This is a genomic window from Indolivaga macrotermitis, assembly GCF_900128985.1.
GTDB classification, from domain to species: domain Bacteria; phylum Bacteroidota; class Bacteroidia; order Bacteroidales; family Dysgonomonadaceae; genus Dysgonomonas_A; species Dysgonomonas_A macrotermitis.
On the sequence record NZ_FQUC01000013.1, the window covers coordinates 74,974 to 99,297 of the forward strand.

General features: G+C 39.6%; 19 protein-coding genes. 7 read left to right on the plus strand and 12 right to left on the minus strand.

The genetic code is table 11. The features are described from left to right. Positions 1 to 19 precede the first annotated feature (19 nt). Complete coding sequence (locus BUC12_RS15210; RefSeq protein ID WP_062181212.1) at positions 20 to 1,840, plus strand: ABC transporter permease; 1,821 nt, start codon at positions 20 to 22, stop codon at positions 1,838 to 1,840. Between the two features lie 4 nt (positions 1,841 to 1,844). Here BUC12_RS15210 and BUC12_RS15215 read toward each other — a convergent pair whose 3' ends face one another. Together BUC12_RS15215 and BUC12_RS15220 are read right to left on the minus strand one after the other, a co-directional pair. Next, positions 1,845 to 3,182, minus strand: coding sequence for a sensor histidine kinase (locus BUC12_RS15215; RefSeq protein WP_062181215.1), 1,338 nt, complete (start codon positions 3,180 to 3,182; stop codon positions 1,845 to 1,847). A gap of 12 nt (positions 3,183 to 3,194) precedes the next feature. Then, positions 3,195 to 4,571: a sigma-54-dependent transcriptional regulator gene (locus BUC12_RS15220; protein WP_175552637.1), complete on the minus strand. Its 1,377-nt coding sequence runs from the start codon at positions 4,569 to 4,571 to the stop codon at positions 3,195 to 3,197. A 522-nt stretch (positions 4,572 to 5,093) separates the two neighbouring features. On the opposite strand from BUC12_RS15220, the gene BUC12_RS15225 reads away from it, so the two are divergent. The 6 genes from BUC12_RS15225 (at position 5,094) to BUC12_RS15250 (ending at position 12,311) form a co-directional block, all read left to right on the plus strand. Then, entirely contained in the window at positions 5,094 to 6,176 is a 1,083-nt protein-coding gene (locus BUC12_RS15225) for a LacI family DNA-binding transcriptional regulator (protein WP_070808598.1), read from the plus strand. 105 nt (positions 6,177 to 6,281) lie between these two features. Then, positions 6,282 to 7,097, plus strand: coding sequence for an SDR family oxidoreductase (locus BUC12_RS15230; protein WP_062181224.1), 816 nt, complete (start codon positions 6,282 to 6,284; stop codon positions 7,095 to 7,097). A gap of 29 nt (positions 7,098 to 7,126) precedes the next feature. After that, positions 7,127 to 8,299 (plus strand): mannonate dehydratase, encoded by a 1,173-nt coding sequence (uxuA, locus tag BUC12_RS15235; protein ID WP_062181226.1) that lies wholly within the window; start codon positions 7,127 to 7,129, stop codon positions 8,297 to 8,299. Positions 8,300 to 8,581: 282 nt separating this feature from the next. Then, positions 8,582 to 9,625, plus strand: a complete 1,044-nt coding sequence (locus BUC12_RS15240; protein WP_062181229.1) for a prolipoprotein diacylglyceryl transferase — start codon at positions 8,582 to 8,584, stop codon at positions 9,623 to 9,625. Positions 9,626 to 9,647: 22 nt separating this feature from the next. Continuing rightward, entirely contained in the window at positions 9,648 to 10,853 is a 1,206-nt protein-coding gene (locus BUC12_RS15245; protein WP_062181234.1) for an FprA family A-type flavoprotein, read from the plus strand. 129 nt (positions 10,854 to 10,982) lie between these two features. Continuing rightward, positions 10,983 to 12,311, plus strand: a complete 1,329-nt coding sequence (locus tag BUC12_RS15250) for a deoxyguanosinetriphosphate triphosphohydrolase (protein WP_062181237.1) — start codon at positions 10,983 to 10,985, stop codon at positions 12,309 to 12,311. A gap of 17 nt (positions 12,312 to 12,328) precedes the next feature. Here the strand turns inward: BUC12_RS15250 and BUC12_RS15255 are convergent, their stop codons facing one another. The 10 genes from BUC12_RS15255 to gmk all read right to left on the minus strand — a co-directional run bounded on the left by BUC12_RS15255 (position 12,329) and on the right by gmk (position 24,318). Then, positions 12,329 to 12,970, minus strand: coding sequence for a YiiX/YebB-like N1pC/P60 family cysteine hydrolase (locus tag BUC12_RS15255; RefSeq protein WP_062181240.1), 642 nt, complete (start codon positions 12,968 to 12,970; stop codon positions 12,329 to 12,331). Then, entirely contained in the window at positions 12,939 to 13,286 is a 348-nt protein-coding gene (locus BUC12_RS15260; protein WP_062181243.1) for a DUF4878 domain-containing protein, read from the minus strand. Before BUC12_RS15260 ends, BUC12_RS15255 begins: the two co-directional genes overlap by 32 nt. 44 nt (positions 13,287 to 13,330) lie before the next feature. Then, positions 13,331 to 15,631, minus strand: a complete 2,301-nt coding sequence (locus tag BUC12_RS15265) for an NADP-dependent malic enzyme (protein ID WP_062181246.1) — start codon at positions 15,629 to 15,631, stop codon at positions 13,331 to 13,333. A 429-nt stretch (positions 15,632 to 16,060) separates the two neighbouring features. Then, a complete protein-coding gene (gene uvrA / locus BUC12_RS15270) occupies positions 16,061 to 18,895 on the minus strand; it encodes an excinuclease ABC subunit UvrA (RefSeq protein WP_062181248.1) in 2,835 nt (944 codons plus the stop codon). Between the two features lie 139 nt (positions 18,896 to 19,034). Beyond that, complete coding sequence (locus tag BUC12_RS15275) at positions 19,035 to 20,009, minus strand: lytic transglycosylase domain-containing protein (RefSeq protein WP_062181249.1); 975 nt, start codon at positions 20,007 to 20,009, stop codon at positions 19,035 to 19,037. Between the two features lie 262 nt (positions 20,010 to 20,271). Continuing rightward, positions 20,272 to 21,066, minus strand: coding sequence for a diadenylate cyclase CdaA (cdaA, locus tag BUC12_RS15280; RefSeq protein WP_073357329.1), 795 nt, complete (start codon positions 21,064 to 21,066; stop codon positions 20,272 to 20,274). 42 nt (positions 21,067 to 21,108) lie between these two features. Next, positions 21,109 to 21,966: a dihydropteroate synthase gene (gene folP / locus BUC12_RS15285; RefSeq protein ID WP_062181251.1), complete on the minus strand. Its 858-nt coding sequence runs from the start codon at positions 21,964 to 21,966 to the stop codon at positions 21,109 to 21,111. 16 nt (positions 21,967 to 21,982) lie between these two features. Beyond that, a complete protein-coding gene (locus BUC12_RS15290) occupies positions 21,983 to 23,173 on the minus strand; it encodes a M24 family metallopeptidase (RefSeq protein ID WP_062181253.1) in 1,191 nt (396 codons plus the stop codon). A gap of 3 nt (positions 23,174 to 23,176) precedes the next feature. Next, the gene (gene nadD, locus BUC12_RS15295; RefSeq protein WP_062181255.1) at positions 23,177 to 23,758 is read right to left on the minus strand and encodes a nicotinate (nicotinamide) nucleotide adenylyltransferase; all 582 of its coding nucleotides are present in this window, start codon (positions 23,756 to 23,758) and stop codon (positions 23,177 to 23,179) included. After that, on the minus strand, positions 23,755 to 24,318 hold the full coding sequence (gene gmk, locus BUC12_RS15300; protein ID WP_062181258.1) for a guanylate kinase: 564 nt from the start codon (positions 24,316 to 24,318) through the stop codon (positions 23,755 to 23,757). Before gmk ends, nadD begins: the two co-directional genes overlap by 4 nt. Positions 24,319 to 24,324: the final 6 nt, after the last annotated feature.

Consider the following 24,324-nt stretch of genomic DNA (forward strand, 5'->3'; position numbering starts at 1 on the left):
TTTTACAGTGAGTGGAGTTATGAAGAATATTCCGGCAAACTCACATATTCAAGGTGATTATGTTTTCCCTTTGTTCGGATATTATCTGAAAAATCAATGGGGTTGGTCAGATGTGTTTACCACTTATTTTCTACTCAGGGATAATACTGATAAAGAACAGTTATCAAAAGGGCTTAGTGAGATTGCTCAAAATGGTATTGACTTTTATAAGTTGAATCAAGCGAAAGTTATATTACAGCCACTCAAAGATATTCACTTGGAAAAAGTGTCAGCTAAATTTGATAATTCTGTTTCTGAGAGCAAATCGCTTGTCGTCGTATTCGCTTCTATCTCTTTAATTATATTAGTTCTTTCATGTATTAATTTTGCAAATCTTTTTGTTTCGACCTCATTTATCAGAGCCCGGAGTATAGGTATCCGTAAATCTCAGGGTGCTACCAAATGGGCTCTTATCAGGGACTTTTATCTGGAAACAGCTTATTATGTTCTTACAGCTATTATTATTGGTATTGCTTTGACATATTTTACGTTACCTGTATTTAATCAGTTTGTCAACTCCGGCATAGAAATAGATTTTACATCACCCATATTTTATATTTACATTATAGTATTGTTTGTATTTACTACGCTTCTGGCGGGTTCATTCCCTGCTGTTTATATGACGAAGTTCAATATAATCGAAACCTTATCAGGTAAATTCAGGGGCAAGCGTGTTTCTCTTTTACAAAAGAGTCTCATTATTATCCAGTTCTCGGTTTCAATTATACTTCTGACTGTTGTAGTTTTTATATACAAGCAAATAGATTTTATGGTTAGCCATGATAAAGGATTTAATACCGAGCATATAATCACAGTAAACGACAGGGATAAATTCGGGGAAAACTTTGAATCGTTCCGTACCGAAATGATGCAGGAAACCTCAATTATCGATGTTACGAAGAAGAACTCTTTACCTACGAATTGGGTTCAGGGTTGGGGATTCAGTTTACCTGATAATCTGGAAGTATTATATAACGCCGAAGTCTGCCGTATAAAACCCAACTATTTCGATTTCTTCGATATGAAAATCATAGAAGGAGAAAATCCTCTGTATCTGGATACTGCCGACAGCTTAAGGATATGTGTTATTAATGAATCTGCTGTCAAGGTTTTTGGATTAACGGCTCCGGTTGTAGGAAAGATTATAGTTCCGAATGGAGATGTACCTCGTTCTATGACTATTGCAGGAGTCGTAAAAGACGCTCAAACACGTTCATTCCATTCGCCGGTAGATCCTCAAGTGTATATAAAATTAGGATCAAAATGGACAGGCCCGATCTTTTTCAAAATAAAAGGTGATCCTGAAAGAGCTTTGAATAAAATAGAGCAAAAATGGAAAGCCGAGATTCCTCTCGTTCCTTTTGAATATCTGTATATGGATACAATATATCACGACCTCTATAAAGCAGACACAAATTCTGGTAAAGTATTGCTCTTTGCGATGTTTATAACCATTATTATAACAGTAGCGGGTTTATTTGCTATGGCTTATTATTCTACACAAAGAAGAATAAAAGAGATCGGGTTACGAAAAGTCAACGGAGCTACAACCTCTGACCTAATAAAGCTTTTGAACCAGAATTTCATTATCTGGGTACTTACTGCATTTGTTATAGCTTGCCCTATTTCCTATTTCGCCCTGAATAAATGGCTGGATGACTATATGATCAGAACATCCCTCGACTGGTGGATATTTGCCCTTATCGGATTATTAGCTGTTATGATTGCTCTGATAACAGTAAGTTATCAGACCTGGAAAGTGGCGACTATGAATCCTGTTATAGCATTGAAAAATGATTAAATTATCAGTTAGGAAATACCAAAGTAAATGTTGTATATCCTTCGGGGGAAAGAGAGTGCATCAGCTTTCCTCCGTGTAAACGCATAATATAACGGGATATGCTCAATCCGATACCCGAGCCCGATTCTTTAGTGGTAAAGAAGGGAATGAAGATACTGGATAGTTCTTCTTTCGGGATCGGTTTCCCGGTATTACTGATATCGATGTAAGTATGGGAATCTTGTCTATTACAGTTGATAAAGATCTTACCATTCTCCGAAGCACCAATTGCTTGAATAGCATTCTTTATTATATTGACTAATACCTGAGTTATCAGATTCTCATCTCCGGCAACTATAAGATTATTGTCTTCCGATATGATTTTGGTTTCAATACCTTTCTCCTCCATCAGATGTTCCTGTAAATGCACTAATTTGTTTACTAACGGAAGTAGTTCGAAGGGTTTAATAACCGGCTTAGGCACTCCTGTAAACCTCCGGTACGATTCAACAAACGAAAGCAGCCCTTTAGCTGTAATATGTATTGTATCAAAGGCTTCCCTTGTATTATTCTTCAGACTTTCGGTTTCATACTCCATATCCGGATTATTCAACAGAGTCAGCATCGTTTCACTTAACGAAGAAATAGGAGCTATGGAGTTCATTATTTCATGGGTCATTACACGGATCAACCGTATCCACGATTCCATTTCTTTAGCTTCGAGTTCGTTGCCTATATTATTAAGAGTTATTACTTTAATGGTCTCATCTTTTACCTTTATCAGCGAAGCCTGTATGCTTACCTGTACTTCTTCCCTCTCATTGATTACCGAGATTTGTTGCTGGTCTCCCGTCTTTATCTGATAAAACAATTCAGGGTAGCTTTCATTTATCGCATTCAGCTGATTGAGATGGGTAAAAACAGGCAGCCCCAATAACCTTAATGCCATCTGGTTAACAGTTCTCACATTGCCTCGCTCGGTAACAATGACAATCCCGGTTGTGACATTCTCAATAATAAGGCTCAGGAATTTCTCATTCTGTATAACCTCTTTACGGGCATTGGTCAGAATATCCTTGATACGGTTCAACATCATGTTGAGTTCCTTTTCACGTACAGACATCTTTGTCTCTGTAAAATGGAATGAGTAATCTCCATTGTCTAATGCATTGAGCAGAAATAAGATGTTTTGATTATACTTATTATATTGATGAGACAAAGCAGAAAGGCATATAACCAACAACAAGGCTGGCAAAGCTGCATAAACATAATATCCGGCAACAAGACAATAAGTAAGCAAAGAAACTGAAACAATCAGTAACGCTATAAGTATAACCAGTTTATTATGAATAGATTTAAACATATACCAATCAATTTAGAGTCCGTATTTCTTTATCTTACTATAAAGAGTCGGACGGGTGATACCCAACTCTGCTGCTACTGCCGACATATTACCTCCGTTTCTTTTGAGTGATGCACCGATCAGCAATTGCTCTGCCTCATCCAGACTCATATTATCTATTGAGGCTGTTCCGTTGCCGGTGCGGTCACTTTGCTCTTTCATATAAAAGTCAGATGGCTGAAGTTCGCTTCCGTCACACAAAATCACTGCTTTTTCCACAGCATGCTGAAGTTCGCGGACGTTGCCCGGCCAAGAGTAAGATTCGAGTTTACGAACAGTTTCTTTAGATAGCCTCAGTGCTCCTTTAGCATATTTCGATGCATATTTTTGAAGGAAAAAATCGGCTAGTAACGATATATCTTCTTTCCTATCGCGTAATGGGGGAATCTCTACCTGAATAGTATTGATACGATATAGTAAGTCTTCGCGGAATGTTCCGTTTTGCACAGACTCGTGCAGATTACTGTTTGTTGCGCAGATCAAACGTATATTGACGGGAATAGGGTCGTTGCTCCCTACCCTGATGATATGGCGAGACTGTAATGCAACCAATAATTTCGCCTGCAATGTATAAGATAGGTTACCTATTTCATCCAAAAAGAGAGTTCCTCCATCGGCAGCTTCGAACTTCCCTGCCCTATCTGCCCTTGCATCAGTGAAAGCTCCTTTGACATGACCGAACAATTCACTCTCGAAAAGGGATTCGGTGATTGCTCCCATGTCAACACTTACTAAGGGTTCTTCCTTCCGGGACGAGTAACGGTGAATCTCACGAGCTACAACTTCTTTCCCCGTTCCGTTCTCTCCGGTTATCAGTATATTGGCATCGGTTTTAGCTACCTTTTCTATCAGGGTCAGCAGCTGCTGCATCACAGGTGACTTACCCCAGCACAATTCTTCTTCACGATTGAGAACACGGCTCAATACACCTTGCTTTTCTTTCAGTCGTTTTATTTCCTTTTGCGATTTCCGAAGGGAATAAGCAGATTGTAAAGTCGCTATCAATTTGGCGTTATCCCAAGGTTTTACAACAAAGTCGCTCGCCCCTTCTTTTAATGCCTTTACTGCAAGATCGATATCTGCATATGCTGTAAATAGGACTACCGGTATATCTTTGTCATATTTCTTTACCTCGGCCAACCAGTACAAACCTTCGTTTCCTGAATTAATACCGGCCGAGAAGTTCATATCTAGTAGAACAATATCGGGCTTTCCTTCCCTTAGGCTAACGAGCAACTGGTTAGGTGTTGTCAATAAAGTAACCTTCTCAAAATAGTTTTCGAGTAAAATACGCAATGCACTTAATACATTCCGGTTATCATCCACAACTAAAATATGTCCCGATTTCATAATATAAAATAACAGTATTTAATGAAATGTTTTTTAAAGATAGCCGGCTATTATTGCTCTACCCGCAGTACCGATCAAAGGCCTGAGACCGTATCCCTTTTCATTTGAGTATAAAAATAAGGAATAATCTACAAATAACATAGCTAATAAGGCTTTTAGGTAGCAGCAGAGAAGCATATTTACCCTTTATCCGTTCATCTTGTAAACATTCTTATACAAAATCTTATACATCAATGTTACCCTATTGTCACCTTTGTCACCTACCCATTACCCTTATAATCAATACCTAATAAATAAAAAGGTGACAAAAGTGACAAAGGTGACACCAATTTCATCTTTTTTTTATTTTATCTTTGTATCTTTAATTCAATATATAGATAAAAGGAAATACAGGCCGCATCGGTATTTTACAATAAATGTTTCCATTAAAATCTTTTTTTGAAAAGTTTGCCTTTTATATCGAATAATCCATATATTTGCCTTCAATATGTGTGCGTACACACCATTTAGAATTTAATGCGCATGAGTAACGATCAGAAAGGAAATATACGTATTGTCGATATTGCAAAACTAGCCGGAGTTTCGGCAGGAACTGTCGACAGGGTTCTTCATAAAAGAGGATATGTGTCGGAAGAAAAACGGGAAAAGGTAGAGCGGGTATTACAGGAAATCAACTATGAACCTAACATGGTCGCCCGGTTTCTAGCATCCAAGCGTGTGTACAGGCTTTGTGCCATCATTCCCGACTATGCCAAAGGTGATTATTGGGAACAGGTCACAGAGGGTATAAACAGAGCTATTGCCGAACTCAAGAATTTCAACGTTTCGGTTGAATATGTATTTTTTGACCAGCAGGAAACCGACTCATTTATGAAAGTAACCAGCAATATCGCCAATAAGGATTTTGACGGAATACTTATAGCTACCCTCTTTGGCAGCAGGGTAATTGACATATCGAAAGAGTTGGATCAAAAAGAGATACCTTATGTGTTTATCGACTCCAATATCCCCGGTCTAAATAATCTGGCCTACTTCGGAGCAGACTCATTTGTGAGCGGAACGATCGCGGCCAAACTGATGACCAAAGAAATAGGGAAATCGGCTGATATCATTATTGCACACATTAAAAATACAGATAAAGGGACATCTACCCAAATGCATGGACGTGAGTTGGGATTCAAAGATTATCTCCATAAAACCCGGTTTAACGGGACTCTTCATCCTATCGAAATCGATCCCCAAAACTACGTTAGCGCAATCAGGCAAATTGAGGAAATTATAGAAAATACGGCCGGAGCTGTCGGAGGTATTGTGTTCAATTCGAGAATATATGAACTGGCTGCTCTCTGTCAAAAGTTACATAGCCCGGAAAACAACAATATCGTATTGATAGGCTACGACTCTATCGAAAAAAATACTGATGCTATGAAAAACGATCAGGTTTCGTTTCTTATAGCTCAACGGCCCGGACTGCAAGGATATGATGGTGTTAAAGCATTAAGTAATTATTTGCTGTTTAAACAATGTCCCGAAAAACTGAATTACATGCCTCTGGATATACTTGTGAAGGAAAATATAGATAACTATAATAATTTCAGGTTATAAAAGAAGTAAGTATTTAATAATATTACTTACAAAACCAATAAAGAGGGATGAAACCTTAAAATACTATGAATTAAATATCAATTATAATAATTAAACCCCGTATTAATGGAAAACGAATTATTCAATATCAAAGACAAAGTTGTTGTTATTACAGGCGGATATGGAATCTTAGGATCGAGTATGTCTGAATATCTGGCGGCAAACGGAGCCAAAGTAGCTATACTTGGACGTTCGCTCGAAAAAGGAGAAGCCCTTGCCAGAGAAATCAGGGAAAAAGGCTATAATGTCACATTCTTCAAATCGGACGTAATGGACAAAGCAAGCCTCGAATGCTGCAGGGAACAGATAGTTAAGAAATATGGCAAAATAGATGTGCTTATCAATGCTGCAGGAGGAAATATGCCCGGTGCTGTTATTCCACCCGATAAAACAATATTTGATGTAGACATGAATGATTTTCGTAAAGTAATAGACCTCAACCTCTTCGGAACGGTTATTCCTACTCTGGTATTTTCACAAGCTATGGTAAAACACCGTGCGGGGAACATTATCAATATCGCTTCCATGTCGTCATTCCGTCCGCTTACCCGGGTAATGGGATACGGTGTGGCCAAAGCGGCTATTGCCAACTTCACAAAATATATGGCAGGCGAATTAGCTCTCAAATTCGGAGATAAATTCAGGGTAAATGCAATTGCTCCCGGATTCTTTATCACTGACCAGAACAGAAACCTGATGCTTAATACTGACGGGTCTTATACAGACCGTGCCAAATCGGTTGTTGCACATACACCATTTAAGCGTTTCGGTGAAGCCGACGAACTTCTCGGATCAGTTCACTATCTGGTAAGCAATGCTTCTACCTTTGTCAACGGATCGATACTGGTTGTTGACGGAGGATTCGATTCATACTCAATTTAATGCTTTAAATCTTTAATACTAAAAGAAACATGATACTTAGTGAACAAACATGGAGATGGTACGGACCTAATGACCCCGTAAGCCTCTGGGATATAAAACAGGCCGGTGCCACCGGTATAGTTACAGCCTTACACCACATAAAGAACGGTGAAGTATGGACTGTCGATGAAATACAGAAACGGAAAAACGAAATTGAAGCCGTTGGGTTAAAATGGTCGGTTGTAGAAAGTATTCCCGTTCACGAACACATAAAAACCCGTGAAGGAAACTATATACAGTATATCGAGAATTACAAAGAAAGTATCTGCAATCTGGCGCAATGTGGAGTAATGATAGTTACCTACAATTTTATGCCTGTATTAGACTGGACTCGTACCGATCTGGCATATACAATGCCCGATGGCTCTAAAGCATTACGTTTCGAGAAAGCGGCTTTTCTCGCCTTCGACCTGTTTATACTCAAACGTCCGGGTGCCGAAAAGGATTATTCTACCGAAGAGATTGCTAAAGCTAAAGCAAGATTCGAAAAGATGAATGAAGACGAAAAAGCTTTACTTGTCCGTAACATGATAGCTGGTTTGCCGGGTGCCGAAGAAAGTTTTACACTCGAAGAATTTCAGAAGCAACTCGACCGCTATGCAGGTATTGACGAAGAAAAACTCCGGGCTAACCTTATTTCTTTTCTCAGCGAAATAGCTCCGGTAGCAGACGAATCCGGAATAAAATTAGCCATACATCCCGACGATCCACCCTTCTCGATACTAGGATTACCGCGTATACTCAGTACAGCTAAAGACTTCGGAAAACTGGTCGACGCCGTACCTAACCCTTCAAACGGTCTATGCTTCTGTACCGGATCATTCGGGGTAAGGGCGGATAACAACCTTCCTGAAATGATTGTCGATCTGGGAGACCGTATCAATTTTGTCCATCTACGCTCAACCCAAAGGGATGCCGATGGCAATTTTTATGAAGCAAACCATCTCGAAGGCGATGTAGATATGTATAATGTAATGAAAGGGTTCCTCGAAATTCAGCAAAAACGCAATATATCGATTCCTTTCCGTCCCGACCATGGTCACCAGATGGTAGACGACCTGAACAAGAAGACCAATCCCGGATACTCGTGTATCGGACGCCTGCGTGGCATAGCCGAGTTACGAGGTCTAGAGTTAGGAATAGCCAAAAGCCTTTATAAATAAAATACAGAAACAGAAGCAGTCATTTATTCGATTGCTTTTGTTTTTGGTAATCCGTATAAGTTTACCGTAGCGCAAAAGACAGAACCGGCAAAGCTATATTTATGTTACTTAATCAGAATGATTCTATATTATTTTATTTATCTTTGCCTACCATTGAAAGACTTTTGAGCCATTTCAATAATAAAAATTAAACTATTTAAAGTTCCTGATTTAATTCACTGTGGACAACACTTTTAGATTGAAGAGAAAGAATAGTGATAATGATTAACTGAAAAACAAAGTATGCTTACTTTTGTCACCTGGGATATAAATCCCGAGCTTTTTAATTTATTTGGCCGTGAAGTCCGTTGGTATGGATTATGCTGGGCTGTCGGTATCCTCTGTACATCTTATTTCGTACAGAAAATGTACAAGTACGAAAAAGAACCGGATAAACTCTTCGACAGATTATTTCTGTACGTCGTTGTCGGACTCATTGTCGGGGCACGGCTTGGTCACTGTTTATTCTACGATCCGGTACATTATTTATCCAATCCGCTCGAACTTTTTAAAATTTGGGAAGGAGGGCTTGCCAGTCATGGAGGAGCCATAGGGATGACTCTTGCCGTATGTTTCTACTCTCAAACTATAGATAAGAAAAAGATCAACTGGAAACAATTCTCCATATTCGGGCTTATCGGACTTATTCTGGGCTTAAGGCTAGGTTATTGCTTCTTTGATGCACCGGAAGTATATTTACAAAGTCCGTTTAAGATGCTTATGTTCTGGGATGGAGGTTTAAGTACTATCGGGGCATTCTTAGGATTACTTCTGGGACTATGTGTCTACATGGTATACCTTACCCGTGAAATGACCATCAGGGTACTCGACCGGTTGGTGATAGGGGTTGCCATCGGAGCCGCATTTATCCGTTTGGGTAACCTCATGAATTCCGAAATTTACGGAGGTCCTACCACAATGCCATGGGGATTCAATTTCGTATTGGACCGCAACTGGCATCTTCCTCTGGAGATGGGAGGAGCAGGAGAACTCCCGTGTCATCCGACTCAGATATACGAAGCCCTTATTTACCTGATCATATTCGGTGCGGGTATGTATATGTTTTACAAAACGAAAGCTAAAGAAAAACGCGGGTTGATTCTGGGTATATCGCTGATAGGTATTTTCTTCTCAAGATTCCTCATCGAATATATTAAATACGTACAAGAGCCGTTCGAAATACAAATGCGCGAAACAATTGGCATGAACATGGGACAACTGCTCAGCCTGCCATTCGTTATCTGGGGAATTTGCCTCATATATAATTCTTTGAAAGAGAAAAAATAAAAACGCTACTTAATATACTGTTATGTTAAAACCTATTCAAATAAAAGAAGACCTTTACTATATTGGTGTAAACGACCGGACGAAAGCTTTATTCGAAAATCTATGGCCTTTACCTAAAGGTGTATCTTATAACTCTTATCTGATTCTGGACGAAAAAACAGCTCTGTTCGATACTGTAGATGTTTGTTATTCAGATGTATTCTTTCAAAAATTAGAAACAGCCCTTAACGGAAGACCTCTCGATTATCTGGTAATCAATCACATGGAGCCCGACCACTCCGGCTCGTTAGGATTACTGAGATCAAAATATCCTAATGTAGAAATTGTCGGAAATAAAAGGACAGCCGATATGATTGCCGGTTTTTATAATATCACCGACAACATAAAAATCATAGGAGATAAAGAAGAACTTCCTTTAGGAAAACATAATCTTGTATTCTATCTGACTCCCATGGTACACTGGCCTGAGACGATGATGACATATGATACTACCGATAAAATCCTGTTTTCGGGAGATGCGTTTGGAACATTCGGAACAATAGACGGAGGTATTACCGACAGACAGCTTTATCCTGAGCGATATTACGATGAGATGATCCGTTACTACTCGAATGTAGTAGGAAAATTCGGTTCTCCCGTACAAAAAGCATTAGAAAAATTAAGTGATCTGGAAATCGACTATATCTGCTCGACACACGGTCCTACATGGACAATCCCCGAACAAATACAGAAAGTGATATCCATTTATGATAAGCTGAGCAAATACGAAGGCGACGAAGGTGTTGTTATCGTATACGGCAGTATGTACGGAAATACCGAGCAAATGGCGGAAACCATTGCACACGAATTAGCCATGCAAGGTATAAAAGAAGTAATTATGCACAACGCATCTAAACGGGCGCATTCTTACATCATCCGAGATATATTTAAATACAAAGGATTGATTATAGGCTCGCCAACATACAACAACCGCCTTTTTCCTGAGATAAGCGCTATCCTGGAAAAGATAGAAGAACGCGATATGAAAAACCGTTATCTCTCTTACTTCGGTTCATTCACTTGGGCAGGTGCAGCGGTAAAACGCATCGGTAATTTTGCGGAATCAACTAACTTCGAAATTATTGGTGAACCTGTTGAAATGAAACAATCTATGAATATACCTGTTTATGAGGCTTGCGTAAAACTGGGCAAAGCAATGGCTGACAGATTAATTCAGGACAGAAAATAAGTATCACTAGAAATTCAAGATACCCGATAAGGTCAAAACTACTATAGTCTTTGACCTTATTTTTTTGACTACTACAATGTTTTTTAGCTGAATAGCCTTATCTTTGAACTGCTAAATTGACAGAAAAATATGGAATGGCGTAAACTATTATCATCCAAAAGATTCGGAATGGAAGAGTATCACGACGACCGTCAGCATGACCGTTCTGACTTTCAGAGAGATTATGACAGGTTGATATTTTCGTCTCCTTTCCGAAGGCTGCAAAACAAAACTCAGGTATTCCCTCTTCCGGGTAGTGTATTTGTTCACAACCGACTGACTCACAGCCTGGAAGTATCTTCAGTCGGCAGATCTATCAGCCTGATTGTATCAAAAGCACTAAGAAAAAGATACCCTGATACTGATATAGCTTTCGAAGAAATAGGTTCTATTGTTGCCGCAGCCTGTCTTGCACACGACTTGGGCAATCCCCCATTCGGACATTCGGGGGAAAAAGCTATTGCCACTTACTTTTCGGAAGGTAAAGGACGCCCGCTATACCACGACATAGTAAAAAGCGAAGGACGATGGGAAGATTTTACAAACTTCGATGGTAATGCCAATTCCATCCGCCTTCTTACCCATCAATTCGTAGGACGCCGCAAAGGCGGTTTTGCCATGACTTATTCAATGCTGGCTTCCATCATCAAATATCCTTTCTCTTCGGAGTTAGCACACAACAAAGGAAAGTTCGGTTTTTTTCAGGCAGAAGAAGAATCTGTTAACAAAATTGCAGAAGAACTGGGCATTCCCCGTTTGCAGGAACAGCCACTCAGGCTGGCTCGCTATCCATTAGTATATTTAGTTGAAGCTGCGGATGATATCTGTTACAAGATCATGGATATTGAAGATGCTCATAAATTACATATACTGACAACAGAAAAGACTGTTGAGCTGTTTATGAATTTCTTCCCTCCCGAGAAACAGGGGAAGATGGAAAAAGTTATGCAGCACGTCAATGATGTGAATGAACAGCTTGCATATCTCCGCTCCAATGTAATAGGCTTGCTTGTTAACGAATGTGCACAGGTATTTATAGATAATGAAGAAGCTATATTAGCCGGAACTTTCGAAGGTGCTTTGATAAAGCATATTCCCGAGCTCTCGGCCAAAGCCTACAAAACCTGTACGGAATACAGTGTTACATACATTTACAGAGCTAAAGACGTTCTGGATATCGAACTTGCAGGTCATCGCATCATAGGTATCCTACTTGACGCTTTGATGGATGCCATACTGAATCCGGACAAGGCATATTCCCAATTATTATTGCGTAGAGTTCCGGAACAATACGAAGTGAACGATCCTTCATTATACACCCGCATACTTGCCATATTGGACTATATATCGGGTATGACCGACATCTATGCGCTCGATCTCTACCGTAAAATTACAGGTATGAGTTTACCTGCCGTTTAATTTTCAGATTTTGTTCTTTAATTGGACTGCTTGTTTTCAGAATGATGGGAAATAATCTTTTTCATCTGGGGTATCATGTAGGTATCATCCACTGCAAAGTAAGTCTTACTCCCGAGTTTTCCTTTAGCCTCTATCAACTGCCTGCTAGCAGCTTTATTTATGGATAACGCTATAAGTTCGGTGCAATATATCTTATCATCATTCAGGCTGTTAAAATCAAAGTCGAAAGATATATTCTTATTCAGATAGTTACTTGCTACCAAAGCAACACTATCCCTGACAACCATAGTTGTATCTAAACGATATACCCCCCATGTAGAAATATCCTTCAGAAAAGTTTGTAAAGTCTCCTTTCTAACTCCTCCTATGCCGGTAAATTCACTGGCTTCGGAATGAATCACATAAATGGAGTCTCCTTTAATAGAAATTATACCGGCGTGAGAATAAAGCTGCTCTTTTTGTGACGTACTTACAAAGTACCCCGAAAAGATGCCATTCCCATGCCGGTATATTATATCTCCATTTTCGAGTAGTAATTTTTCTTCTTTGGATATGGTATCCGTATCCTTTTTTTCTTCCGAAGAACTACACCCCCAAAAACAAATAATCAGAAGTATTAAAGACAGGTCATTTACCCATCGATACTTTCCATTCTCCATCTTGCTTTACCAGATTAAGAACATCCTCGTCTCCGGTAGGAGTCTTATATGTTACCCAAGCAATGGAATCACCTTCGATAGAATCTTTAACCATTTCGAATTTATAGTCAGGATATGTAGGCATCTTTTCCGATCCTCCCATACTTCCAATCATATCCAATAAAGCTCCGGTCTGCGGAGTAACATACTTCTTTGCTTCTGTCATATCTCCTTTTGCCATGCTTTCAGAGAATCCTTTTGCAGCACCTTCTGGTCCATTTCCGGTACAAGCAACAAAAACAAAAGGAAGTAATAAAATAAACAATAATTTTTTCATGCAAATCAATTTTATTGAGTTTAAAGTAATAATATAAACGAAGTTTATTCCGTTTTATTTGATTTTGATTCTTTACTTTCATATACAATAGCATCAATCGCCGCTACTGTAGCCAGATTGATTATATCGCGTACCGAACTCTCGATATCTGTAAAGTGAACCGGTTTATTCAGTCCCATCTGTATAGGCCCTATCGTTTCGCCAGCTATTCCCATATCTACCAGTAAACGGCTGATGATATTCGCAGAGCTCAGGTTTGGAAATATTAATGTATTGACATCTTTTCCTTTAATCCTATTGAAAGGAAACATCTCGTCCCTCAGCTCTTTTTTCAGTGCAAAGTTAACCTGCATTTCGCCATCTACAGCAATCTCCGGATGATTTTCGTGTAAATATTTTACCGCATCCGAAATACTTTGGGGACTACCATTATTATCAGCACCAAAGTTTGAGAAAGAAAGCATAGCCATCACCGGTTCGTAATTGAAGAATTTCACCGCATTGTTCGTTAACCGGGCAATATCTATCAGAGCATCTGTATTAGGCCACCTGTTGATAAGAGTATCAGCCAAAAAGAATGTTCCCCTTTTAGTTTGTATTATATGCATGGCTCCGAAATGTTTTGTTTCGGGACGTAAACCTATTACCTCTATCGCTTTTTGAGCAAAATCCTGATAATGGCTATATACTCCTGTAATCAAAGAGTCGGCATCGCCCGTCTCTACCATCATCATACCGAAATAGTTACGGTCGTTCATTTTCTCGAAGGCTTCCAGATAAGTGACGCCCTGCCTTTCACGCTTATGAGAAAGTATATTAGCATACCTGTCGCGTCTCTGATCTTCACTGATAGCCCTGTGGTTTATTATCTCTATACCTTCCAGATTCAGATTATTATCTTGAGCAATAGTGTAAATACGTTCGGGGTTACCGATTAGTATAGGATGACAGATTCCATCGTGCGCGCAAATTACGGCAGACTTTATCATATTGATGTGGTTACCTTCGCAAAAGACAATCCGTTTAACATGTTTTTTCGCCAATGAAGTCAATTGGCGCACCAGTTTATTGCTATACCCCATCATTTCGGTCAGGCGGTTCTCATAAGCATTCCAATCGTTAATCGGTTTACGTGCAACACCCGATTCCATAGCAGCTTTTGCTACCGCCATCGATACTTTTGTCAGTAATCTGGGATCAAGGGGTTTGGGTATGATATAATCTCTACCAAATACCGTGCGTTGCAAACCGTACGCTGCATTTACGACATCAAGAACGGGTTCTTTAGCCAGATCGGCCAATGCCCTTACCGCTGCCTGCTTCATCTCTTCGTTAATACCTGTAGCCCTGACATCCAGTGCTCCCCTGAAAATATAAGGAAACCCAAGCACATTATTCACCTGATTGGGATAATCAGACCTCCCCGTCGCAAAAATAACATCCTGCCGGGATTGCATGGCATCTTCGTAACTTATTTCCGGATCGGGATTTGCCAAAGCGAAAACAATCGGGTTATCATTCATCGATCTCAACATATCGGGAGTAACTACCCCTTTAACCGACAAACCGAGAAAAACATCGGCTCCTCTTAGCGCATCGGCCAGAGTGGTTATATCTTTATCTGTTGCGAAGAAACGTTTTTGCTCATTCAGATTAGATCTTTTTACCGAAATAACACCCTTACTATCACACATCACTATGTTTTCTTTACGCACACCGAGGCTCATATATAGTTTAGTACAAGCTACAGCCGATGCTCCTGCACCGTTGACTACTACCTGTACATCCTCTATTTTCTTATTTACTATCGCAAGAGCATTCAATAAGGCCGCAGATGATATTATAGCCGTTCCGTGCTGGTCATCGTGCATCACCGGTATATCCAGTTCTTCTTTCAGCCGTCGTTCTATTTCAAAGCATTCCGGGGCTTTTATATCTTCTAGGTTAATTCCTCCGAATGTAGGAGAAATAGCTTTTACGGTCTGGATAAACTTATCCGGGTCTTTTTCGTCAACTTCTATATCGAATACATCTATTCCTGCAAATATTTTGAATAACAGCCCTTTGCCCTCCATTACAGGCTTTCCGGCCAAAGCACCTATATCACCTAAACCAAGAACGGCTGTTCCGTTAGATATTACAGCTACCAGATTCCCTTTAGTAGTATAATCATATGCAGTATGTGGATTTTTTTCTATTTCGAGGCACGGTTCTGCTACTCCGGGTGAGTATGCCAATGCCAGATCGGTCTGTGTACTGTATGGTTTAGTTGGTACTACTTCGATCTTACCGGGTTTGCCCTTCGAGTGGTACAGCAGTGCTTCTTCTTTCGTTACTTTTCTCATAATTATACTTTTGAATTAAGAACCTATCTCTTCTATTCTCAGTTATATTGATCGGAAGGAATCTTGTTGCCCGGCAACCAAATAAACTCTTAGATATAACCTTATTACGAAGTTAGGAAAATTCGATGATTTATGCTCATCCGTAGTCAATAGAAATGAAGGGAAAGTATAAAAAAATAGAAAGTCCGCGAAATCACTTCGCAGACTCTCCTTCTTAACACAAACTTTACAAAACTACACAATAGAGTTGATTGAGGACTGATCCCAGAGGATTCCGGAACCAGGAATCAACTCAGTGTTTTTTAAATATCTTTTTATTGAATCAATAATAGTATAAAACAAATTATCTTTTCAACTATCATTATCATATCTTTTACATAACAAATTTAATACTGTTTTTTCTTATATCCTTAACAAAAATCATTTTTTTTACTTTTTTAACTCACTTTTCAGGAATTCTGTGGTAATTCCTATTTTTTTTATGACAATATCTTCAGGTTTTCCTTGAACCAGAAGCTGTCCTCCCCCTGATCCACCCTCGGGTCCCATATCTATGATATAATCAGCACATTTTATTATGTCCAGATTATGCTCGATCACAATTACTGTATTGCCTCTTTCTACCAATTGGTTTAGCACTTTCAACAATATCCTTATATCTTCAAAATGTAATCCGGTGGTCGGTTCGTCAAGGATATAAACAGTATTGCCTGTATCAACCCGAGCTAGTTCTGTAGCCAACTTAATACGCTGAGACTCGCCCCCCGACAAGGTTGTTGAAGGTTGCCCCAATTTAATGTATCCTAAACCTACTTCCTGCAAAACTTTTATCTTATGAAGGATATTCGGCGTATTCTCAAAAAACTCAACAGCGGCATTGATAGTCATATCTAAAACATCTGCTATGGACTTTCCTTTGAAACGCACCTCCAATGTTTCGCGGTTATATCTTTTTCCATGACAATCTTCACACGGAACGAATACATCGGGCAGAAAGTTCATTTCGATAGTTTTATAGCCATTACCTCCGCAGGTTTCGCAACGTCCGCCTTTCAGATTGAAAGAGAAACGTCCGGGTTTATATCCTCTGATCTTGGCTTCGGGCAAATTCACAAACAAATTACGGATGTCGGAAAATACTCCTGTATAAGTTGCCGGATTTGAGCGTGGTGTACGTCCGATCGGAGATTGGTCTACACTTATCACTTTATCCACAAAGTCAATTCCTTCGATCGATTCATAAGGAAGGGGATCCTTCAATGACCGATAGAAATGCTGGCTAAGTATAGGCAGTAAAGTGCCGTTTATTAAACTAGATTTTCCGCTTCCCGATACTCCTGTTATACAAGTAAGAGTACCTAATGGTATCGAAACATCTACTGATTTTAAATTATTACCTGTAGCACCTGTCAGGTGGAGAAAGTTACCATTACCCTCACGTCTTTCGGGGGGAACTTCTATTTCCTTCCTTCCGTTCAGATAATCGGAAGTAAGAGTTTCGGCTTTCAACATTTCATCCGGAGTTCCGGCAAAAACGACCTCACCTCCCCGTCTGCCGGCAAATGGCCCCATATCCACAACATAATCAGCTTCGAGCATCATATCTTTGTCGTGCTCCACTACAACTACAGAATTACCTGTATCGCGTAGCTTTTTCAACGAATTGATCAAACGTACATTATCCCTCTGATGAAGGCCGATACTGGGTTCATCGAGAATATACAACACATTGACCAACTGAGAACCGATCTGTGTCGCCAAACGGATACGTTGCGACTCTCCTCCCGATAATGTAGCCGAAGCCCTGTTCATTGAAAGATAATTCAGTCCCACATCCAATAAGAATGACAGGCGTGATACAATTTCCTTCTTCACCTCAGCTGCGATATGGCGCTGCTTTTCCGATATATGATCATCCATCGTTTGTACCCAATCGTACAACTGCTGAATGTCCATTGTGGCCAGTTCGGCTATATTCTTTCCGTTAATTTTATAATGGAGGGCTTCTATATTCAGCCGTTGTCCTTTACATTCGGGGCACACTGATGTTTTGATAAACTGATTAGCCCATTTTTGCGCAGTGGCTGATGCTTCAGACTCCTGCTGCATGGTTATATATTTGGCAACCCCTTCGAACGCGACTGTATACGAGGATGTGCCTAATGTTTCATTTTTAATTTGTAGTTTTTCATCTGTTCCGAACATTATTTCGTCCAGAGCATCCTGCGGAATATCCTTGATCGGTGTTTTGATAGTCACATCATATTTCTGGCAAATAGCTTCGATCTGCCAAAAGAACAATGAGTTTTTATATTTTCCCAGTGGAGCTATACCTCCCGAATAAATACTAACCTCGGATTTAGGTACAATCTTATCCATATCGATCTGATTGACCTCACCCAGCCCTTTACATTTAGGGCATGCACCGAAAGGCGAGTTGAACGAAAAGTTATGTGGAGCAGGCTCTCCGTACGAAAGCCCTGTACTCGGGCACATCAACTGGCTGCTATAGTGACGGACATCGCCGCTTTCCACATCCTGAATCATAATAAGCCCGTCTCCCTGCTTCATGCCCACTCTTACGCTGTTCCGTAATTGTTCGGCAAACTTATTCGATACGGCCATCTTATCTACCAAAATCTCTATACTGTGGTTTTTGTACCGGTCGACACGCATACCCGGCAAAATTTCACGGATTTCACCATCGACACGTACATTTAAATACCCTTTCTTTCTGATTTGTTCGAATAACTCTTTGTAATGCCCTTTACGGTTGCGTACTACAGGAGCCAGTATATATATTTTTTTTCCGAGATAACGTGTCAAAATCAAATCCAGAATTTGCTGTTCTGTATATTTAACCATTTTCTCGCCGGTAAGATACGAATATGCGTCTCCGGCACGGGCATAAAGCAAACGGAAAAAGTCATAAATCTCGGTCGTAGTACCTACGGTAGAACGGGGATTACGGTTTACTGTCTTCTGCTCAATAGAGATAACCGGGCTTAACCCCGTGATCTTATCCACATCAGGACGTTCCATCCCTCCCAGAAAATGCCGCGCATATGCCGAAAATGTTTCTATATATCTTCGCTGTCCTTCGGCGAAGATAGTATCAAAAGCCAATGACGATTTACCGCTACCACTGAGCCCGGTAATTACCACCAACGAATTACGGGGTATTTCTACATCTATATTCTTTAGATTGTGTACGCGCGCGCCGTACACCTCTATCTTTTCAGTTTCTTCGACCTTCTGATCCATTTATCTTTTAACCTGTAACTTTATCTTAAGGTCCCAGACCTTTTTATTGATTTTGTAAGTAAAATAACAATAAGTAGTTATATACCGAAAATATATCATTAAATACTTATTGTTACTTAATATCGGTAGTAGTTCTTTTTTATTCGGAAATCCACCTCTTATCAAATACTTTTATATTTTCTCCTTTTCTGTAATACAGAGATTTTTCTGTAGGAATCAGCAATGTATAAGAGTTCTGGCTCTTTGGTGATATTGTTAGCTTCCTGTCTCTTAACCAGATATTAAAATCCTTAAGCTGAGCATAGCTGATACCCTGCTCTTTAGCAAATGTTGCCAGATCCGGTATACTTGTGGTCACTTCAACCGGTTTAAACTCAATGGGCTTATATAATTGGTCTGCAGAAAGTACAAAACCATATTTATACGGAGCTTCGAAAATACTTTTAAGAGCCAACATCCTGAAATAATATCTCGAAGATTCTTCAACCAGCCATAAGTCAACACCATCTTCGGCTTGTTGCTTTTCCAATTCGCCGCTGACACGTCCCATTCCTGCATTATAAGAAATAGCTACGCTCGACCAGCTTCCGTATTTATTATATGCACTGCGGAGATATTTGCAGGCTGCGCGTGTTGCTTTTTCTACCGAATACCGTTCGTCCACCTCGGCACCAACTTCGAGTCCGAATTGCGTACCTGTTGCCGGCATCAACTGCCAGATTCCCGCAGCTTTAGCCGAAGATATAGCTCTCGTATCCAACATACTTTCTATTGCCGCCAGATATTTAAAATCTTCGGGAATATCGTTTTCCTTCAAAATAGGAACTATCATCGGGAATATACGGTTCGCTCTTTTTAACAAGAGTAAAGTAGTCGAATGCAAGTATGTAAAGCTATTCAACTCGCGGTCGAACCTCTCGTACAGGTCGTATCTGTCGAGTTTTATTTCTTCTCCTGCAAATTCGACTTTCTCAGGGATTTCAACAGAAGTAGTCATTGACAATACTTTCGGGTTTTTACTATCTTCCAGTGTTTTCTCTGAAGTCGACAAGAAGAAGAACCCTAAAAAACAAACACAAGCGAACGATGTCGCTATTACGATATATTTTTTCATCTCTTTTGATTATAAATACAATAAACAAAACGAAGAAAATCATCCGGTAAACGTACGATTTCCTTTATATATGCAATAGTTATTGTATTAATTTTTTACCTACGTGTATAATAAAGTTTCAGACCTTTTTATTGACTTTCCAAGTACAATAGCAATAGTTAGTTATTACTTAGAAATGCGTCATTAAATACTTTCCGTTACTTACATAATACAAATTTACAATTTTTTTTCCGATTATCGGGTAGAGAAGCTATCCTATAATTTAATGATCCTTTTCAGCTTTTACCCGTTTCTTGGTTAGAGGCTCACTTAACAATTCCTGTAATTTCTCGGCCGTAATATTCGGATGAATATGCCCTCCTTTCATATATGAAATACGTCCCCTTTCTTCCGAAACTATTATTACCTGAGCATCCGTTTCCTGACTTATCCCCAATCCGGCACGGTGCCTTAATCCAAATTGCTTTGGTATGTTAGGATCCTGAGATACCGGCAATATACATCCGGCAGCCTTAATACGTTCGGCCGAAATTATCATCGCACCATCATGTAGCGGGCTGTTTTTGAAAAAGATATTTTCTATCAACCGGGTACTTACATCTGCATTGATAGTTTCACCGGTCTGCGAATAATGCCCTAACGACATTTCACCTTCTACAACAATCAATGCTCCTGTATATGTTTTCGCCATATTCATGCAAGCCAAAACCAAAGGAGTGATAACGGTATTTGTTACATTATTTTCATTCTTCGAACCGAAAAATTTAGCCAAAAGCCTGAATGTATTGTTTGATCCCAACGACATAAGAAAACGCCGGATCTCGTCTTGAAAGAGTATGATGATCACAAACATACCGATACTAACAAACTGGCTGAGTATAGCTCCCAGAAGCCTCATCTGCAAGACATGGGATACTACAATCCAAAGTATCAGAAAAGCGAAAATACCTTTAAATATGGTAGTTGTACCTGATTTTTTCACCAGATAATAAAGCTGGTACATAATAAGGGCAACCAGCAGTATATCAACGATATCTTTTATTCCGAAATTTTCCAAAACAGAAGTATTTTTATCTTTGAGGTCTCAGACCGTTTATTTTTATTCTTTAGTCTTAGAACGAGTGTGTCCCTGCAATTGTTCGACAAGCTCTATTGCTTGTACAGCTTCCTTTACATCGTGAACTCTCAGTATATCAGCTCCATTTAACAATGCATATGTATTCAGAACCGTAGAGGCATTGAGCGCCTCATCAGCTGTGATATCCAGCAGCTTTGTAATCATGGATTTCCGTGAAATTCCTACAAGCAAAGGTAGTTCAAAATTTTTGAAGAAGCTTAAACTGCTCATCAATTCATAATTTTGTCCTACATTTTTTGAAAATCCGAACCCCGGATCTATAATAATATCATTTACACCTAATAAATGTAATTCTCTGACTTTTTTTGTCAGATACAGAACAATATCTTCCAGCAAATTACCATACGATGTGTTTTGCTGCATAGTTTGGGGGGTACCCCGCATGTGCATAAGTATGTAGGGAACATTGAGTTCTGCAACAGTTTCGAACATTTTATTATCGAGCTCCCCTCCCGATATATCATTCACAATAGCCACACTATGATCCTGAACACAAAAACGGGCTACTCCGGCATGAAATGTATCAATTGACAAAACCGCCTGAGGAAATTCTTTGTTTATAGCCTCTAAAACCGGTGCCAGTCTTTGTATTTCGTCTTCCGCCGATAGAAAATCAGATGCCGGACGTGTCGACTGGGCTCCTATATCTATTATAGTTGCTCCCTCCGCTATACATTGCTCCACCCTTTTTAAAGCCCCTGTTATATCCGGTTTACGGCTATCGGCATAAAAAGAATCGGGTGTAATATTCAGAATACCCATCACTACCGAACGGGACAAATCGAGAAGTTCTCCTTTTATATTTATTGTATAAGACATTCTTCCGGTAAATATTTCATTGATTATTCAGGTCGATAATGTTTTCCTCCAGTACAGTCAGATTTTCAAGCCCGTTGTCTGTAACTAAATACGTATTCTCATAACCTACTGCCCCAACTTCCGGAATAACAAATTTAGGTTCGAGAGCAAATACGATATTAGTTTCTAACAGTTCTTTTGATCTGGGTGTTAATACAGGCGGTTCGTTTATCTCCAGCCCTACCCCATGCCCGATAAATTTGGCTTGTTGCCTAGTACCCATAAAATAAGCATCCAAACCATTGCGGTTCACAATATCCATTGCAATATTGTACAAATCGGCACAAGCTATACCCGGTTTTGCCTGCGAAACAATAGTTTGGTGAATCTCACCCGACACAGCATGGGCTTTATATGCCAGATCAGAAATCTTTCCTACCGAAAATACCCGGGTCATATCGGTCATCCACGGCGAATAGTTGCCTGCCATATCAACCATTATAGTATTTCCCTTTTTTATCTTTTCGCCACATGCACCCAATGGTAATACCGAATTGCCACCTTTGCCACCCAAAGCAAAGTCGAAAGGAGAAGGACTCTCTGCATTTTCGCCGACAAGCAGGCTCCCCATATAGATATCCATATTAGCGCCATAGCTTCTGAAGATACCCAACGAGCCATGCTTACGCATCAAAAACTCGATTTCGAATTGTAAATCCAAATCTGTCATCCCCTCCTTATATATATAAGGTATCTGTTTATATACCTCGATATGCCTCTTTGCACATAAACGCACCTGTGATAATTCAAAATCTGTTTTTACGGACCTTAATCGACGGAGCAAAACCGATGCATTCACAATATTCTCTTTTTGTAGCTTCAACGAAGCAATAAGCCTGTCACAGTCCGAAAAAGATAAAGTATCTATCTCTAATAATATTTTTTGAGGACATTTTAACCCAGCCTTCTGTAATTCTTCTAATATCTGTTCGGGTTTCCTTATATGGATAGTATGTTCAAGTTCAAAATCAATATTCCTCTTAATAAAGTGTATGGCTTCTCCTTCGGACGGTAAATAGAAATACCCATTGTAGATAGCCCCTACCATATAAAATACATTGACACTCGTAGTTAGTATACAAGCATCAACTCCTTGCCGTTGCATTTCTTCCTGTAAACGTTTCCGGCGTATGTTCAAATCATTTGATAAAGCTGTATTAAAATCCATTACCTAATTATTTTTATACAAATCTTTGTCCTTTATATATCTATAAACCTTTTCCGGAAGAAAGGCCATCAGGTCTTTTCCTTCGGCAATACTTTCCCTGATAAATGTCGATGAAATTTCTATTATCGGAGATTCCATGGCTTCGACCCTGTCTCTAAGGCCTTTTGGTATAGTCAATGTAGTTTCTAACCTTGGGTAAACGTAAACCCGGTAGCCGTCTAATATTGATTTATAGTCCTTCCAGAGGTGGAAGTTGTCCCAATTATCGGCTCCTATTATAAGGCTGAATTCATGTTCGGGATGTTTAGTCTGTAAAGCATCCAGTGTATGGATAGTGTAAGAAGGACGAGGTAGTGTAAATTCGAAATCAGAAGCCTTTAGCTTCGGATAATCTTCTAATGCCAGACGCGTCATGTCCAAACGCAAAACTTCGTCTATTAATTCCGTATTTTCTTTTAACGGGTTTTGGGGTGTAACCAAAAACCAAATTTCGTCAATTTCGACAAACTCTGTAATATAGTTAGCCAGAACTAAGTGTCCTACATGAATAGGATTGAATGATCCGGAAAATACTCCAACCTTCATTTACTCAAAAATTTACGTATTATAGCAAGTGCATCTTCCTGTGCTTTCTCTAAATTATCGTTACGGATAACAGCGTCAAACTTCGGGGCAAAGGTCAGTTCATATTCTGCTTTCGCTATACGGTCATTAATCACTTCCGGACTATCAGTTCCCCGATTGACAAGCCTGTCCCGAAGGACTTGGATTGATGGTGGTTCGATAAATACAGCCAGAGCCTGTTTTCCGTAATAGTCTTTTATATTGCACCCTCCTACTACATCTACATCGAATATAACACTCGCTCCGCTATCCAAAATTCTTTTAACTTCGCTTTTCAAAGTTCCGTAATACCGGTCTTTATACACTTCTTCGTATTCGAGAAATTCATCTTTTTCTATTTTTGACCTGAATTCGTCCGGTGATAAAAAATAATACTCGACTCCATTTTGTTCAGTACCTCTCGCCGGTCTGCTTGTAGCTGATATAGAGAACTGAAGATTTAAATCTTGCGTCAATAAATAATTTACAATGGTAGACTTTCCTGCACCCGACGGAGCCGAAAATATAATGAGTTTACCCATCCTATA

Coding starts and splice junctions, on each gene's coding strand:
- BUC12_RS15210 (WP_062181212.1), top strand. CDS start 20: ATGAAGAATATTCCGGCAAACTCACATATTCAAGGTGATTATGTTTTC.
- BUC12_RS15215 (WP_062181215.1), bottom strand. CDS start 3,182: ATGTTTAAATCTATTCATAATAAACTGGTTATACTTATAGCGTTACTG.
- BUC12_RS15220 (WP_175552637.1), bottom strand. CDS start 4,571: ATGAAATCGGGACATATTTTAGTTGTGGATGATAACCGGAATGTATTA.
- BUC12_RS15225 (WP_070808598.1), top strand. CDS start 5,094: ATGAGTAACGATCAGAAAGGAAATATACGTATTGTCGATATTGCAAAA.
- BUC12_RS15230 (WP_062181224.1), top strand. CDS start 6,282: ATGGAAAACGAATTATTCAATATCAAAGACAAAGTTGTTGTTATTACA.
- uxuA (WP_062181226.1), top strand. CDS start 7,127: ATGATACTTAGTGAACAAACATGGAGATGGTACGGACCTAATGACCCC.
- BUC12_RS15240 (WP_062181229.1), top strand. CDS start 8,582: ATGCTTACTTTTGTCACCTGGGATATAAATCCCGAGCTTTTTAATTTA.
- BUC12_RS15245 (WP_062181234.1), top strand. CDS start 9,648: ATGTTAAAACCTATTCAAATAAAAGAAGACCTTTACTATATTGGTGTA.
- BUC12_RS15250 (WP_062181237.1), top strand. CDS start 10,983: ATGGAATGGCGTAAACTATTATCATCCAAAAGATTCGGAATGGAAGAG.
- BUC12_RS15255 (WP_062181240.1), bottom strand. CDS start 12,970: ATGGAGAATGGAAAGTATCGATGGGTAAATGACCTGTCTTTAATACTT.
- BUC12_RS15260 (WP_062181243.1), bottom strand. CDS start 13,286: ATGAAAAAATTATTGTTTATTTTATTACTTCCTTTTGTTTTTGTTGCT.
- BUC12_RS15265 (WP_062181246.1), bottom strand. CDS start 15,631: ATGAGAAAAGTAACGAAAGAAGAAGCACTGCTGTACCACTCGAAGGGC.
- uvrA (WP_062181248.1), bottom strand. CDS start 18,895: ATGGATCAGAAGGTCGAAGAAACTGAAAAGATAGAGGTGTACGGCGCG.
- BUC12_RS15275 (WP_062181249.1), bottom strand. CDS start 20,009: ATGAAAAAATATATCGTAATAGCGACATCGTTCGCTTGTGTTTGTTTT.
- folP (WP_062181251.1), bottom strand. CDS start 21,966: ATGTCTTATACAATAAATATAAAAGGAGAACTTCTCGATTTGTCCCGT.
- BUC12_RS15290 (WP_062181253.1), bottom strand. CDS start 23,173: ATGGATTTTAATACAGCTTTATCAAATGATTTGAACATACGCCGGAAA.
- nadD (WP_062181255.1), bottom strand. CDS start 23,758: ATGAAGGTTGGAGTATTTTCCGGATCATTCAATCCTATTCATGTAGGA.
- gmk (WP_062181258.1), bottom strand. CDS start 24,318: ATGGGTAAACTCATTATATTTTCGGCTCCGTCGGGTGCAGGAAAGTCT.